We start from the raw sequence: 14,798 nt of genomic DNA, 5'->3' as shown, positions 1-14,798 counted from the left end.
GTTGTTCGATGGCTCCGGAGCCCGTCCCGGTCTCCGGAGACGTGGCGCCGGGTCACTGGACGTCGAACTCGTTGCCCTCCGGGTCGAGCATGCACACGTGTGAGGCGCCGGGTTCCTCGATGACCGTGACGACCGTCGCGCCCAGAGCCTCCAGCCGGGCCACCTCGGCGTCGCGGCCCTCGGGCCCGGAGCGCAGGTCCAGGTGGACGCGGTTCTTGACCGTCTTGGGCTCGGGCACCTGTTGGAAGAGCATCCGGCGGCCCAGACCCGCGCCGGTGAAGGCGTGCACCGGGTCGTCGGGGTGGCGGATGGCCGCGAGCGTGATCCAGGCCCTGCGCCCGTCCACGACGGTGTAGTCGTCCTCCGTCGCCAGCCCCTGGGCGGCCACCTGTTCGATGAGGGCGCTGTTGTCCTCGGCCAGGTAGCCGAGCGCGGACGCCCAGAACCTGGAGAGTTCCAGGGGCTCGGCGCAGTCCATGGTGATCTGGTAGTCGAGTGCCATCGGTGTCCTCCTGAACGGGCCCGGTTCCGTGATGCCAGTTCTACTGCCTGGCTGCGACATCCCGCCGGAACGGGCCGGGCCGGAGTGTTGGCGCCTCGGGCCCGGGAGGTCCCGCAAGGGGCTCAGGTGCGGCGGACCAGGAGGACGATGGCGCCGATCAGGACCACGGCCACGACGGCGCCGCCGAGGATGAGCGGGAGGGCGCCGCTGGCACCCGACTCCTGGGGCTCCTCGCCCTCGTCCTCGTCGGAGGCCGGGGAGGCCTCGGCCTCAGCCTCGGCCTCGGCCGCCATGTCGGGCAGCTGTTCCCCTGACAACGGGACGCGCCAGACCGGGGAGTTGGCTCCCTCCGTCCCCGCCATCAGCGCGGTGCCGTCCGGGGTGAAGGCCACAGACTCGCCCTGTTCCATCTCCGGAAGGTCGAAGGAGCCCACCGACCGGCCCGGTACTCCGTTGGTCCCGTCGTACACGCTCACCCCCCAGTAGGTACGGACGGCGTAGCGGCTCCCGTCCGGACTGAAGGCGGCGTCGGTCGCGAAAAGCGGCGCGGAGTCCACCCTGGTCAGGACGTTCTCCCCGAAGGGGTCGAGGTTCTCGGGTGCGGCGTACACACTGCCCGCGAACTCCTTGGACACCACGTAGAGGCGGCCGTCGCGCGGGTCGATCATCATGCCCTCCGCGTCGCGTCCGCCGTCCTCGTAGGTGAAGGTGAACACCGACGGGTCCAGGGCGGAGTCGCCGAGGACCTCGGGTTCGGTGAAGTGGTAGACGCGGATGTTCGGCCACCCTCCGCCGAAGTTGTCGCCGATGTCCCCCACGAAGACCGTGGGCACCCCCTCGGGGCCCTGGGCGAGGCTGATCGCCTCCCAGTCGCGGCGCTCGACGTTCAGGGTGACGGTCGCGAGCGTCTGGCCGTCCTCGTCGACCGCGTAGACCTCCGAGGGGTGGTCGCCGCTGTCGTTGTGCGTCCACCACACACCCTCGTGCAGCAGTGAGGGGGCCAGCCCGCTGGACTCGGAGATGCGGTCGTCCTGGAACTCGAAGGCGATCTCCGAACCCTCGGGGCCCTCGCCTCCGCGCGGGTGGTCGATCCCGCCCGCCCCCTCCCCCGGGTCCACGGGGGCGGCCGTGGCGGGGGCCGTCGGGGCCAACGCGAACAGGGCGGCCGCGACGAGGGGCAGGGATCTTCTCATGCCCGCCATCCTGCCAGGGCGAGCCGCCGGGGGCTTGCACCCGGGTACGAGCGGGCACATTCGGCATAGAGAGCGCCGCAAGGAGAGACCTCATGAGGATCGTCGCCTGTCTCAACGGTGACCGCCGTCCGGGTGCGCACCCGGCGTTGCCCGTCTCCGTGGACCAACTCGTCGCCGACGCGCACGCCGTGGTGGCGGCGGGCGCCACCGCCGTGCACGTGCACCCCCGTGACTCCCGGGGGGCGGAGTCCCTGGAGCCCCAGGTGGTGGGGCCGCTGATGGAGCGAATGCGCGCTGAGGGGCCCGACGTTCCGGTGTCGCTGACCACGTCCCTGTCGGCGGAGTCCGACCCCTGGCGGCGCTACGACCTCGTGCACAGGTGGGCCTCCCTCGCGTTGCCCGACTCCGTGTCGGTGAACCTGCACGAACCGGGCTCGGTGGACCTGATCCAGCTCCTGGGCGACCGCCGCGTGGCGGTGGAGGCGGGTGTGTGGACGGTGGACGCGGCCCGCATCCTGGTCGCGACCAGGGTGGACGTGGCGGCGGTGCTGGTGGAGCCGACCCAGGTGGCGGTGGAGGACGCCCGCCGCAACACGGAGGCGATCACCCGGGTGCTGGACCGCGGCCGGGTGAACGTCCCCCGGATGCTGCACGGTGTGGACGCGACGGCCTGGCCGATGCTGGGGCAGGCGCTGGAGGACGGTCTGGACGTCCGGATCGGTTTGGAGGACACGATGCGCCTGCCGGACGGAGAGGAGGCGCACGACAACGCGGCCCTCGTGGCGCACGCGGTCTCGCTGGCCGGTGCCTCGGCCTAGGTGTACTGACCTGAGAGGTTAGGAACACCCACCCCGCCTGACACAAGCGAAGAGGGCCACGGCCTCGGCGCAGGCGGGTTCGCGGATCAGGTCGATCTCCGGGCAGTCCTGGAGTTCCTGGACGTCCTCCGAGGTCAGCCCGGACTCGAGGAGCAGGCGGATGTTGCGCAGCCGCTCCACCGCCCCTGGCCCGTACTCGCGGTAGCCAGCCGGAACGGAGCGTGTGAGTGGACATGCGCCGCACGCTAGGACCCTGACACAGGCGTCAGGGTCAAGCCCGACGGGCTCAGCCCACGAGGGCGCCGAGGATCACGATGAGCATGATCGAACCGAGCACCACCGGCAGGAGCCAGCGCTGCTTGCGGTTGTTGGTGAGCATGCTCATGACGTGCCCCGCTCCGGTGTTCGTTGGGATTCGCTACCCCAGGGTAGTCCCCAGCTCCGGACGGTTCGGTAGCGGTCCGGCCCCTTCGGGCGGCTCTCGACAAGGTCGACCCGGTCGGCCCGCCAGCCGGTGGTGAGCGCCGGGCCCAGGGCACGCAGGGTCCGGGAGACGTCGTGGCGTCGGCGGGCGCGGGCGAGGGTGACGTGCGGCACGAAGGGGCGTGACGAGATGGGCACCCCGGCGTCCCGGGCGGCGTCGGCCAGGGCTTCGGCGAGTTCGGGGAGTCCGTCACCCGTCACCCCGGCCCACACGACGGAGGCACCCGAACCCGGCTGGTCCGTCTGGGGGAAGACGCCCCAGCCGTCGAGTGCCAGGTCCAGGGGCGGGCGTCCCTCGAGGGCGCGCTCCAGCGCGGCGGCCAGGCCGGGGAGCGGTACGGCGGGCCCTCCCAGGAAGACCACGGTGAGGTGCCACCTCTCCGGCGGGCTCCAGCGCAGCTCCGGCGCGGTGGGGCGGGCGGCTCGCACGGCCCGCTCCAAGGGCTCCCGGACCTGGTCGGGCGGCCAGAGCGCGACGAACAGCGTCATGACATCATCTTCCCTTCGACACCCGCCGCCCGCCACCTTCCGGAGGAGCGCCGGCCCCACCCGCCCTCGTCCTGTGAGTCGCCTCCGTGTACGTCCTCGCCTGTGTTTTCGTGGTCCTGACCCTCGCGGCCCTGATCCGCATCACCGCCGGGTTCGGGTTCGCTCTGGCGGCGGTGCCACCGCTGGCCCTGCTCCTGGACCCGGTGACGGCGGTGGTGGTGGCAGCGACCCTGGCGGTCCCGTTGAACCTGTGGGTCGCGCTGCGCGACCGCGCCTATGTGGACCGGCGCGCCGCGCTGCTGCTGCTCGTGTGCGCCCTGGCGGGGGTGCCGTTCGGGCTGTGGGCGCTCAACGTGCTGTCAGAGCAGGTGCTGTTGGTGTTGATCGCGGCGACGGTCGTCCTCGGCACGGTCCTGGTGTGGCGCCGGGTACGCATCCCGGGCGGGATGGGGGCGGTGGCCGGGATGAGCGCGCTCTCGGGCGCCGCGTTCGCCTCCACCGCGATCGACGGCCCACTCATGGTGGCCGGGCTCCAGGGTTCGCGGCTGGCCGAGCTGGAACCCAGGGTCCAGCGGGCCACACTCGCCGTGACGTTCTCCGCGACGAGCGTGGCGACGCTGGTGGGGTTCGGGTTCGGCGGCCAGCTAACGCCGCAGGTCGGCGGCTTGCTGGTGGTCGGGGCCCCCGCCCTGCTGATCGGAACCCTCGTGGGTGAGAACCTCTTCCGCAGACTGAACGCCGAGCTCTTCCGCCGCACCGTGCTGGTCCTGCTCGCGGTCAGCTCCGTCTCCATGGTCACCCGGGTGGTCACCGCCTGAGGCCACCGGCTCGGGCGCGCGCCCGCGTCGGGGCAGCAGGTCGCGGACGGCCACGCCCCTGGTGCGCATCAGCAGCAGGGTGAGCACGCCGACCACCACGGTGGTCACGGCTCCGCCCGTCAACAGGCTGGCCTGCGGCCCGAAGGCGTCGGCGATCAGGCCCACCACGGGCGCGCCGATCGGGGCCACACCCATGAACACCAGCAGGAACATGCTCATGACCCGGCCGCGCATCTGGGGGTCGACGCTCAGCTGGAAGGTGGCGTTGAGCGTGGTCACGAAGGTCATGAAGAGCACGCCCATCGGGACCAGGATGACCACGAAGGCCACGTAGCCCGGCATCAGCCCCGCCACGAGCTGGGCGACGCCGAACCCCATCGCACCGACGAGCACCAGCTTCAGGCGCGGGTGCTCGCGGCGCGCGGCCAGCAGGGCACCGGCCAGCGCGCCCACGGCGAGCGCCGCAGCGGCCACACCGAAGGCGGTGGCACCGGCCTCGAAGACGTTGTTGACCATGAGGGCGATCTGGTTCTGCGCGTTGGCGCCGAAGAACTGCACGGAACCGGCGAGGACCAGCAGCAGGACCAGGTCGCGTCTGCCCCCGATGTAGCGCAGGCCCTCGCGGATCTGCCCCTTGCCGCGCGGCACGCGTTCGGTGGGGTTGAGCTCGGCGGCGCGGATCAGCAGCAGCGCCACGATCGTGAAGGCGAACGACAGCCCGTTGATCATGAACACCGGTCCACTGCCGACCAGGCCGATCAGCACACCGGCGACGGCGGGGCCGGTGACGCGGCCGAGCTGGAAACTGGCGCTGTTCAGGGCGATGGCGTTGGGCAGCAGATCGCGGTCGACGATCTCCGGGACGAAGGCCTGGCGTCCCGGGTTGTCGAGCACGGTGATCATGCCGAGGCCGAAGGCGAACAGGTAGACGTGCCAGACCTCGGCGGCGCCGAGCGTGGCCAGGACGCCCAGGCCGACGGCGAGCACGCCCATGCTTGCCTGGGTGATGACCAGGAGCTTGCGCTTGTCGAAGCGGTCGACCATGGCGCCGCCCCAGAGACCGAGGAAGAGCATGGGCAGGAACTGGAGCGCCGTGGTCATCCCCAGCGCGATCCCGCTGCCTCCGCTGAGCTGGAGGACCAGCCAGTCCTGGGCGATGCGCTGCATCCAGGTGCCGGGGTTGGAGACCAGCTGGCCGAGGGCGTAGATGCGGTAGTTGCGCACGGCCAGCGAACGGAACATCGCGATGCGGCGCATCAGTCCCTCCCCGTCGGACGGCGGGAAGGGACGGAGACGACCACTGGTACGTGGTTTCGGGGGCGGAGAAGTAAACGGCGTTGACTCATCAACTGACGCAACGCCGTCCACCCCGCCGCGCATTCCCCACGACCCGCCCATGACAGGGGCCGACGTCCCCGTGGAGGGGAGGCCGACCCGTGTCGGAAGCGGTTCAGCGCATCAGGAGGTCACCCGATCAGCGCGTAGATCGGCGCCTCCGCGAAGTGGATCAGGAAGATCACCGAGATCAGCCACAGGAGCGGGTGCACCCGGCGGCCGCGGCCCGTGACCAGCATGACGAAGGCGAAGGCGAGCAGGCCGAACCCGATCCCGTTGGCGATCGAGTAGGTGAACGGCATCATGATGATCGCCAGGAAGGAACCGATGCCGATGGCCGGGTCCCTGAAGTCGATGTTGGTCACCTGGGTCATCATCATGAAGCCGACGATCACCAGGACCGGGGTGGCCGCCTCGAACGGCACCAGGGTGACCAGCGGCGTGAACAGGGTCGCGACCAGGAACATCGCACCGGTGACGATCGGGGCGATACCCGTGCGGGCGCCCTCACCGACACCGGCGGCGGACTCCGCGTAGAGCGTGGCGACCGACGCGGAACCGAGGCCGCCCAGGACCGTGCCGAGGGAGTCGGCGACCAGGACCTCACGGGTGCCCTCGATGTTGCCGTCCTCGTCGGCCAGGCCGCCCTGGTGCGCGACGCCGACCATGGTGCCCATGGTGTCGAAGAAGTCGGCCAGCAGCAGGGTGAAGATCAGCATGACGACGGTGGCGACGCCCACGTCGGAGAAGCGACCGGCGAGCCCGCCGTCGAGGAACAGGCCCAGGAGCGAGACGTCGGGGAGCGCGACCAGGTCGGCCGGGCTGTTGGGCAGGCTCGGGACGGTCAGACCCCACCCGAGGCCGTCGGCACCGTCACCGAGGAGCGTCTCGACCCCGATCGCGACGAACGTGGTGGCCACGATGCCGATGAGCAGGGCGCCGCGCACGTTGCGTACGTAGAGGGCGATGCTCAGCAGCAGGCCGATGACGAAGATGAGGATCGGCCAGCCGTTGAGGCCGCCGTCGCCGAGCTGCACCGGGGTGCCCTCGCCCGCCTGCACGAACCCGGCGTTGACCAGGCCGATGAACGCCAGGAACAGACCCACACCGACCGCGATGGCCACCTTGAGACCGGGCGGGATCGCGGCGAAGACCGCGGTACGGAACCCGGTGAGCACCAGGATGAGGAGCAGGACGCCCTCGATGATGATCAGCAGGAAGACGTCGGCCCACGACATGAGCGGCGCGATGCCGTAGGCGACCACGGCGTTCAGGCCCATGCCCGCCGCGATGGCGAACGGGTAGCGGCTCACCACGCCCATGAGGACGCAGGAGAGGGCGGCGACCAGGGCCGTCATCGCGGCGACGCCGGGGATGCCCAGGGTGTCGCCGTTGACGTCCTCGGCGGTGCCGATGATCAGCGGGTTGAGGACGACGATGTACGCCATGGCGAAGAAGGTCGCCATGCCACCGCGGATCTCGGTGCCGATGGTGGAGCCGCGTTCGGTGACGCGGAAGTAGCGGTCCACCGCGTTCCTGGGTTGTCTCTGCTCGTCAGTGGGGGATGGTGTCGGTGCGTTCACGTCGTCAGCCTGACCTGGTCGTGTTACTGGACAACAAGGATTCTGCGCCAGGTTAGTTGCATCTTCGTACAACACCAGACACCTGATTCACATGATTTTCATAGAAACCACCACATGATGGGGACATCGGATCTTTGGGTGTGACCAAGGCATCTCCCCGCTGACCTCGGCCCACCGCACCGCTCCCCCGTGCTCCGGACACCAGCGGATAGCCTGGGGCCGTGCCCAAACCTCGCCAGCCCGATCCCGAAGTCCACGAGAGCGACTACCGAGTCCCGGCCGCCATCGGCACGGGCGCCTGGACGATCGCGCTCGTCGTTCTCCTCGCCATGGGAGACGGCCTCCCCGCCTCGGAGCAGTGGTGGATCGGCGTCTGTGTGACCGGGATCGCCCTGGGCGTCTTCGGGTTCCTCTACATCCCCCGCCTGCTCCGCAGACGCGACGAAGCGGCGGATCGGGCGGCCGAACGGTTCACGGAACCGGACACCCGGGAACCCGGGACCCCCTGAACTGCGCCACCTCCCCACCGGGGCACCTCGTCACCTGACCGATAATGGGCGAGTGTCTGAGACAGAATTCCCGCGAGGACTCGCCGACCGGCTCCGTGGCACCCTGATCGACGCCGACTACACGGTGTCCGGGGTCCGCGACCGCCTCGGCGACGCCGCCGCCAAGGCCCTGGCCCGCGAGCAGCTCGTGCCCGCACTCCGCGCCACGGGCGGGGAGGAACGCCTCGGACTGCTCCTGCGCCTGTGGTGGCTCCAAACCCCCATCCCGGCGCGCGCGGCCCGTGCCATCCTCCCCGTCGACGAGCTCGCCGACGCCGGACTGGTCACCGTCGAGGAGGGGGCCCACGGCACCGTCGTGCGTGCCCTCGTCCACCTGGGCCCCTGGGAACTGGAGGACGGCCGCCCCGGCTTCGTCGTCTCCGATCCGAAGGTCCGCCCGGGCAGCGGGGACGTCCCACGCGTCGACCACGTGGTCGGCGCGGGCGGCGCCTCCGCCAACCTCTCCCGGCTGATCGTCGACGGCCCCTACGAACGCGCCCTGGACCTGGGCACGGGCTGCGGCGTGCAGGCCCTGCACCTGGCGTCCCGGGCCCGCGAGGTGGTGGCCACTGACCTCAACCCCCGCGCGGTGCGGCTGGCCGGGATCAGCCTCGCCCTGTCCGGGATCACCGGGGCCCGGCTGGCCCAGGGCTCGCTGTACGAACCGGTCCGCGACGAGCGTTTCGACCTGATCGTGTCCAACCCGCCGTTCGTGATCACCCCCGAGGCGGCCCGCTTCACCTACCGGGAGTCGGACCTGCCCGGCGACACGGTGTGCGCGGAGCTGGTCCGGCAGGCCCCCGCCCACCTCACCGAGGGCGGCTGGGGACAGTTCCTCGCCAACTGGACGCACACCGACACCGACGACTGGCAGGACCGGGTGGGCGGCTGGATCACCGGCACCGGCTGTTCCGGCTGGGTCGTGCAGCGCGACGTCCAGGACCCCGCCGAGTACGTGGAACTGTGGCTGCGCGACTCCTGCGAGCACGGCACCCCCGAGTACACGCGCCGCTACGACGCCTGGCTGGACTACTTCGACCGCGAGGGCATCAAGGGCATCGGCTTCGGCTGGATCAGCCTGCGCAACGACGTCGCCCAGGACGCCACCGTGCGGGTGGAGGAGCTGCGGCACGACGTCCAGCAGCCGGTGGGCCCCTACCTGCCGGACGTGGTGGACGGCGCGATGACGGCGCACCGCCTCACCGACGCGGCGCTCCTGGCGGCGCACGTTGCGCTGGCGCCGAACGTGGTGGAGGAGCGCGTGGCGGTGCCGGGGGCACCCGACCCGGAGAAGATCCTGCTGCGCCAGCGCGACGGCCTGCGCCGTGTGGCGCGGATCGGCACCGTGGAGGCGGCGCTGGCCAGTGTCTGCGACGGCACCATGCCGGTCGGTCCGCTGCTGGACGCGATCGCCGACCTCATGGGCGAGGACCCGGTGATGATCCGCGAGCGTACTCCGGAGGCGCTGCGCACGCTGATCTCCGAGGGGTTCTTCCGCGTCGCCCGCTGACGAACCGCCGTGACGGGCGGCGGCGATAGGACGCAGGGAACGGCCCCCGCTGGAGACCTCTCCGCGGGGGCCGACGCGTCCCGTCGACCACGCCCCGAGGACCCCGCCGTGACCACGAACTGCACCGGCGCAGACCAGCGACCTCCCGAACCAGGACTGGGGCCCTGGCCTGGACCCGGGCCTCAACCCGGGCCTGCGCCTGGACCCGGGCCTGGACCCGGGCCTGGACCCGGGCCTGGACCCGGGCTTGTGCCCGAACCCGAACCAGGACTCAGACCTGAACCCGGGCCTGGACGCGGACTTGAACCAGGACCCGGACGCGGACCTGAACCCGGGCCTGCGCCCGAACCCGAACCCGTACCCGGGGTGCGGTCCGCGCCCGCTTCGGGCCGGTCCCCGTGGTTCTCCCTGGCCGCCGCCGTCGGGGCGGGGCTGCTGGTGGGGGTACTGACCTCGTTCGGGCAGGGCCTGCTCCCCGAGGTCCTGAGCCCCCTGGCCAACTCGTCGGGATCCTGGAGCCTGGTCGCCTTCCTGCTCGCGTACCACTCCCCCCGGCGGGGCTTCGCGGTCGCGACCGGTGTGCTCGCGCTGTTCGCGATGGTCGGCGGGTACGACCTGGCCGCGGCTCTGCGGGGCTTCTCCCCCTCGCTCGGCGGATCACTCTTCTGGTGCACGGCCGCGGTCGTGGTCGGCCCGTTCCTGGGCTGGGGAGGCCACGCCCTCAGAGCAGGTACCCGGTTCGCGCCCCTCGCGATGGGCGCGGTGAGCGGTCTCCTGGTCGGTGAGGGCCTGTACGGCCTCACCATCGTCGCCACCACCACGCCCGCCGGGTACTGGTGGGGGTCGATCACCGTCGGCGCGGCCCTGCTGGTCTGGGCCGTGGTCCGGCGGTTCCCCCGCCTTCCGTCCGCGCTGGCGGCGGTGGCGGTCACCGCGCTCGTGTCGGCCGTCTTCCCCCTGGTCTACTCACTCGACCTGATCTCGCTGTTCACCTCACCCCTCACCCCCTGACCGGGAGTGGCGCGGGCCTCCTGAGCGGAGGTGGCACGGGCCTCCTGAGTGGAGGTGGCGCGGGCCTCCTCGGCGTTCCAACCGCGCTTGTGGAGGAAGGCGAACGCGGCCGCGGCGAACAGCACACCGGCCGCGATGACCAGGGTGACCAGGAACCCGTTGTCGAAGGCCCTGGCGGCGGCCGCCAGGAGTTCGGCGGAGCCCGCGGGGTCCAGGTCCCGGGCTACGGCGAGTGCCTCGTCCATGCCCTCGGCCGCGGCCGGGGGCACCTGGTCGGGCAGGGAGACGGTCCGTGTGAACACAGCGGCCATGAGGCTGCCCAGCACCGCGACCCCGGTGAGGCTGCCCAGCTCGTAGGAGACCTCCTCCACGGAGGCGGCCATGCCCGCGCGGTGCGCGGGGGCGTTGCCAACGATCGCGGCGGAGGCTGCTGTCATCGCCGCACCGGTACCCGCACCGATCACCAACAGCCCGGCGACGGTCCAGGCCAGCGGCGCCGAGGCGGCCAGCACCACCACCACGGTTCCGACGGCGGAGGTCAGCAGACCGGCGACGATCATCGGTCGCGTGCCCACCCGGTAGAGCAGCGCTCCTACGGCCACGCCCACGGGCAGGGCGCCCAGGGCCATGGCGGCGACGGTCGTCCCCGCCTGCAAAGGGGTGAACCCCAGGACCAGCTGGAGGCGCTGGGTGAGCACCAGCTGCACTCCGGCCAGCGCGAACATCGCCATTCCGGCCGCGAGCACGCCGACGAGGATCCGGGGGTCGCGGAAGAGCGAGAAGTCGATCAGCGGGTAGGTCTGGCCGCGCTGGCGCCGCACGAAGCTCCAGAAGCCCAACGCGGCGGCGACCACGGCCACCGCCACGGCCAGGACGGAGGGATCGGGGCTGGTGAGCTCCTTGATCGCGTAGACCGTCCCCACCAGGCCGACCATGACCTGCACGGAGGCCAGCAGGTCCCAGGGGCGTTCGGAGCTGCCCGATCCGCCCGGCGCGACCACGGCGGCCAGCACGAGCGCCACCAGGACGATCGGCACGTTCACCAGGAACACCGAGCCCCACCAGAAGAACTCCAGCAGCGCTCCGCCGACGATGGGCCCGACCGCCGCGCCCACCATGGCCATGGTGCCCCAGACACCGATCGCGATCCCGCGTTCGCGCTCGTCCACGAAGGTGATGCGGATCAGGGACAGCGTCGCGGGCATCATCGCGGCGGCGCCCACCGCGAGGAAGGCACGCCCGGTGATCAGCATGGCGGGGTTGACGGCGTAGGCGGCGACCAGCGAGGCCACTCCGAACAGCACGAGCCCCACCAGGTACATCCGCTTGTGTCCGACCCGGTCCCCGAGGGTTCCGGCGCCCAGCAGCAGGCCCGCCATCACCAGCGGGTACGCGTTGATGATCCAGAGCCGTTCCGAGGCGGTGGCCTGGAGTTCCGAGCTGAGGGTGGGCAGCGCCGTGTACAGCACGGTCATGTCCACCGAGATGAGCAGCAGCCCGGCGGAGACGGCGGCCAGCACCAACCAGCGTCTGGCCCGGGAGACCGGCTGGGTTCCGGGGGATCCGGGGGATCCGGGGGCGTGGGCGTCCTCGTGGGCGTCCTGGTGCGTGCGCTCGTGCGGGTCTTCGTGCGCGTCATCGTGCACGCCGCTCATCGGTTCTCCCCCTTGGTCTCGGTCACGGGAGTGTTCTCTCCCTCGGTCTCGGTCACGGGAGTGTTCGCCCCCTCGGTCACAGTCACGGGAGAGTTCGCCCCCTTGGTCTCGGGAGCCTGCGGCCCTCCGACTGTCAGTTCGGCAACGCGCGCCCGCAGAGCTCGCGCCACCTCCTCGGGGAGTGCGTTGCCCGAGGTGGCGTTGAAGAGCCAGAGCCCGTCGACGGCCAGGCGGGCGAGGAAGAGATCGAGCCCCTGCGGATCGGGCGACTGCGGGGTGGGGGCCCAGCGCTCCATCAGCTCGTTCCAAATCTGGGCCAGGTCAGGGTTGGACTCGGCCTCCACCATGAAGGCGAGGTCGGCGTGGCGGACCTCCCCGCGCATCATGACGCGCACGTAGGCGGCGCCGCGCTCGGTGGGACTGGCCTGCGTCCAGGGTCGGCCGAGCTCGGCGAGGAGCCGTTCCTCCCAGCCCTGGACGAGGTGGCGCTGGATCGCCAGGAGCAGGTCCTCCCTGGTCCGGAAGTGGTAGAGGAGGCCGCCCTTGGTCAGCCCGGCCTCCTCCGCGGTGGCCTCGAGGGTCAGCGCGGTGATGCCCTGCCGGTCGGTCACCCGGACGGCGGCATCGAGGATGAGGGTTCTCGAACTGGGTCGCATACGAGTAACTGTACCTTCCGGAAGGTACAGTTACTAGCTGTGAGGCTAACCACGTCGCTTCGTGGGGCCGCAAGGTTGTGGGTGGGGGGTGGGTCGATCGGTCAGCTCCCGCCCAGAGCCAGCGCGCCTTCACGGACCCGGGCGCAAGCACTGTGGGTGGGTCAGGGCGGTCAGGTGGGTCGGGGCGGTCGGGTGGGTCGGGTGGGTGGGTCGGGGCGGTCGGGTGGGTCGGGGCGGTCAGGTGGGTCGGGGCGGTCGACACGAATAAGTCCCGTTGAACGGGTGCGCCAATCGGGTCCCGACGGAAGGGTCTGGTGGGTCGGATGGACCGGGTCGGTCGGGTGGGTTGGGGCGGTCAAGTGGGTTGGGGCGGTCAGGTGGTCGGGGCGGTCGACACGAATAAGTCCCGTTGAACGGGTGCACCAGTCGGGGTCCCGTCGGAAGGGTCTGGCGGACGGATGCGGTGACGGGCCGGTAGCGTCTTCGACATGAGCCCTACTCCGACCGCCCGCGTGTCCTCCCTCGTCGTCTATCCCGTCAAGGGATGCGCCGGTCTCCCCCTGAGCACCGCAGAGTTCACCCCCGCCGGGATCACCCACGACCGCTCGTTCATGGTGGTCGACGACTCAGGTGACTTCCGCAGCCAGCGCAGGGACCCGCGCATGGCTCGGATCGTGCCCGACCTCACCCGGGACGGCTCCCGGCTGGTCCTGAGCACCGAGGGCCTCTCACCCGTCAAGGTCGACGTGGACCCCGAAGGTCCCCGAGTGGACGTGACGGTGCACAACAACCCGCTCGTCGGAGTGGACCAGGGCGACGAGGTGGCCGGGTGGCTGAGCGAGTTGTTCGGCCGCACCAGCCGTCTGGTGCGGGTCCCCGACGACAACCGGCGGGTGACCAACGGTGTCACCCCCGGCACCGCCGGGTTCGCCGACGGCCACGCCGCCGTGATCGGGTCGACGCGCTCATTGGAGCAGCTCAACGAGCACATCGTTGCCAACGGCGCCCAGGCCGTGCCGATGGCCCGGTTCCGGCCGAACGTCGTCGTCACCGGGTGGGCGGAGCCGCACACGGAGGACCTGATCCGCCGGGTCCGCGTGGGCACCACCGAACTGAGTTACGCGAAGATGTGCACCCGCTGTGCGGTCACCACCGTCGACCAGGAGACCGGGGACAGGCGCGGGCCCGAGCCGCTGCGAGCCCTCGCCGCCTACCGCCGCGTCGCCGACGGCGGCGTGGCCTTCTGCACCAAGTTCGCGGTGACCGGCCCGGGTGTGGTGTCGGTGGGTGACGCCCTGGACGTCACGGAGTGGGCCGAAGCTCCCGAGGCGTAGGGGGTGTTGTGGATGCTTTCGCTGTTGGTGGGAGAGCGGGAGAGCTGCCATCCATGTGAGCGGGCCTGTCTTCCCTAGTGTCCGGGGAAGGGGGTTTCGCTGTGTCGCACAGGTCGCTCAGGTCGCTCAGGTCACGCGCGTCGCGCAGGTCCGGCAGGTGCGCAGGTCGGGCAGGTGCGCAGGTCGCGCAGCGGGCGTCCGGGGTTGGGTGTCGGGGCTTGATCGGCGCGGACAGAGGCAGCCTGGTGGTAACGCGGGGACATCGGGGCGCAGGGGTTAGTTCGGTTGAGGGTGGTGGCGCGCGAGGGGTGGGAGGAAGGGTCCAAGAACTCGCCATAGGGGTGGGTGGGTCTGGGGGGCTGGGTCGGGTGCGCTTGGATCTGGTGGTCGGGTGCGGGGTGAAGGGGTCTGCGTGGGTTCTTCGTTCGAGCGTCTGTGATGAGGGTTCGGGCCACCCCCCGGTACTGGCGGGAGCCCGGTATTCATCCAACTGAGCCAGATGGAGGTTGCTGTGGCAGCCATCAGTGGCCGCTACGCACCTCGCTGGACGTGCCCTCGGCCTCTACCACCGGCAGTATGAAAAAGCGCGAGGAACGCAGCCGGCCCACCCCCCAGGACAACCGACGCGCTCTAGAAGAACGTGTCCCCAGCACCGGCGAAAACCCCCGCCGCCCCAGCGCCGCCCCACCGCACTCCCGCCAACCCGCACACCCCAACCAGGGCACACACGTGTCCGTTTCTAGACCCCCAGAGTCTGAGGGGAACTGCGCCGTGCGGGCTACTACAGCGCACGGCGGAGCTTCCAACCCCCAAGGGGTGCGGGGCGCTGCGCGTCTGTACCTCGCAACAGCGCGTGGTTGACC

The 14,798-nt window shown here is 71.1% G+C and carries 12 protein-coding genes and 2 pseudogenes; 6 read left to right on the top strand and 8 right to left on the bottom strand.

All coding sequences use genetic code 11. The features are described 5' to 3' along the window. Window positions 1–52: 52 nt before the first annotated feature. The gene (locus KBX21_RS07905) at window positions 53–502 is read right to left on the bottom strand and encodes a VOC family protein (RefSeq protein WP_049576828.1); all 450 of its coding nucleotides are present in this window, start codon (window positions 500–502) and stop codon (window positions 53–55) included. A gap of 122 nt (window positions 503–624) precedes the next feature. Further along, window positions 625–1,695: a hypothetical protein gene (locus KBX21_RS07900; protein ID WP_210841497.1), complete on the bottom strand. Its 1,071-nt coding sequence runs from the start codon at window positions 1,693–1,695 to the stop codon at window positions 625–627. Between the two features lie 92 nt (window positions 1,696–1,787). Between KBX21_RS07900 and KBX21_RS07895 the strand changes: the two genes are divergently transcribed. Then, window positions 1,788–2,513: a 3-keto-5-aminohexanoate cleavage protein gene (locus KBX21_RS07895; RefSeq protein ID WP_210841496.1), complete on the top strand. Its 726-nt coding sequence runs from the start codon at window positions 1,788–1,790 to the stop codon at window positions 2,511–2,513. 18 nt (window positions 2,514–2,531) lie between these two features. Here KBX21_RS07895 and KBX21_RS07890 read toward each other — a convergent pair. Both KBX21_RS07890 and thpR read right to left on the bottom strand, forming a co-directional pair. Continuing rightward, window positions 2,532–2,732: pseudogene (locus KBX21_RS07890) on the bottom strand (MerR family transcriptional regulator); the annotation flags it as partial. A gap of 162 nt (window positions 2,733–2,894) precedes the next feature. After that, the gene (gene thpR, locus KBX21_RS07885; protein WP_210841494.1) at window positions 2,895–3,485 is read right to left on the bottom strand and encodes an RNA 2',3'-cyclic phosphodiesterase; all 591 of its coding nucleotides are present in this window, start codon (window positions 3,483–3,485) and stop codon (window positions 2,895–2,897) included. A gap of 86 nt (window positions 3,486–3,571) precedes the next feature. Here thpR and KBX21_RS26565 point away from each other — a divergent pair. Next, window positions 3,572–4,219: pseudogene (locus KBX21_RS26565) on the top strand (sulfite exporter TauE/SafE family protein); the annotation flags it as partial. On the opposite strand, the gene KBX21_RS07880 reads toward KBX21_RS26565, so the two are convergent. Together KBX21_RS07880 and KBX21_RS07875 are read right to left on the bottom strand one after the other, a co-directional pair. Then, window positions 4,130–5,560 carry an MFS transporter gene (locus KBX21_RS07880; protein WP_210841493.1) on the bottom strand — a complete coding sequence of 477 codons (1,431 nt, stop codon included), beginning with the start codon at window positions 5,558–5,560 and terminating at the stop codon, window positions 4,130–4,132. The pseudogene KBX21_RS26565 and the gene KBX21_RS07880 sit on opposite strands and share 90 nt — an antisense overlap. A 209-nt stretch (window positions 5,561–5,769) precedes the next feature. After that, the gene (locus KBX21_RS07875) at window positions 5,770–7,221 is read right to left on the bottom strand and encodes an NCS2 family permease (RefSeq protein WP_210841492.1); all 1,452 of its coding nucleotides are present in this window, start codon (window positions 7,219–7,221) and stop codon (window positions 5,770–5,772) included. 221 nt (window positions 7,222–7,442) lie between these two features. On the opposite strand from KBX21_RS07875, the gene KBX21_RS07870 reads away from it, so the two are divergent. The 3 genes from KBX21_RS07870 to KBX21_RS07860 all read left to right on the top strand — a co-directional run bounded on the left by KBX21_RS07870 (window position 7,443) and on the right by KBX21_RS07860 (window position 10,290). Next, window positions 7,443–7,730 carry a DUF2530 domain-containing protein gene (locus KBX21_RS07870; RefSeq protein ID WP_049576852.1) on the top strand — a complete coding sequence of 96 codons (288 nt, stop codon included), beginning with the start codon at window positions 7,443–7,445 and terminating at the stop codon, window positions 7,728–7,730. A gap of 52 nt (window positions 7,731–7,782) precedes the next feature. Next, complete coding sequence (locus KBX21_RS07865) at window positions 7,783–9,279, top strand: methyltransferase (RefSeq protein WP_049576855.1); 1,497 nt, start codon at window positions 7,783–7,785, stop codon at window positions 9,277–9,279. A gap of 366 nt (window positions 9,280–9,645) precedes the next feature. Next, window positions 9,646–10,290, top strand: a complete 645-nt coding sequence (locus KBX21_RS07860) for a DUF6518 family protein (protein WP_049576858.1) — start codon at window positions 9,646–9,648, stop codon at window positions 10,288–10,290. Here the strand turns inward: KBX21_RS07860 and KBX21_RS07855 are convergent. Both KBX21_RS07855 and KBX21_RS07850 read right to left on the bottom strand, forming a co-directional pair. Continuing rightward, window positions 10,242–11,945, bottom strand: a complete 1,704-nt coding sequence (locus KBX21_RS07855; protein ID WP_247665411.1) for an MFS transporter — start codon at window positions 11,943–11,945, stop codon at window positions 10,242–10,244. The genes KBX21_RS07860 and KBX21_RS07855 overlap by 49 nt on opposite strands. Continuing rightward, window positions 11,942–12,601 (bottom strand): TetR/AcrR family transcriptional regulator, encoded by a 660-nt coding sequence (locus KBX21_RS07850; RefSeq protein WP_210841491.1) that lies wholly within the window; start codon window positions 12,599–12,601, stop codon window positions 11,942–11,944. Before KBX21_RS07850 ends, KBX21_RS07855 begins: the two co-directional genes overlap by 4 nt. 488 nt (window positions 12,602–13,089) lie before the next feature. Between KBX21_RS07850 and KBX21_RS07845 the strand changes: the two genes are divergently transcribed. Continuing rightward, window positions 13,090–13,935, top strand: coding sequence for an MOSC domain-containing protein (locus KBX21_RS07845; RefSeq protein ID WP_210841490.1), 846 nt, complete (start codon window positions 13,090–13,092; stop codon window positions 13,933–13,935). Window positions 13,936–14,798: the final 863 nt, after the last annotated feature.

The organism is Nocardiopsis sp. B62 (assembly GCF_018070675.1).
In the GTDB taxonomy this organism is placed as follows: domain Bacteria; phylum Actinomycetota; class Actinomycetes; order Streptosporangiales; family Streptosporangiaceae; genus Nocardiopsis; species Nocardiopsis prasina.
This window is presented reverse-complemented; position numbering and strand designations above follow the sequence as displayed.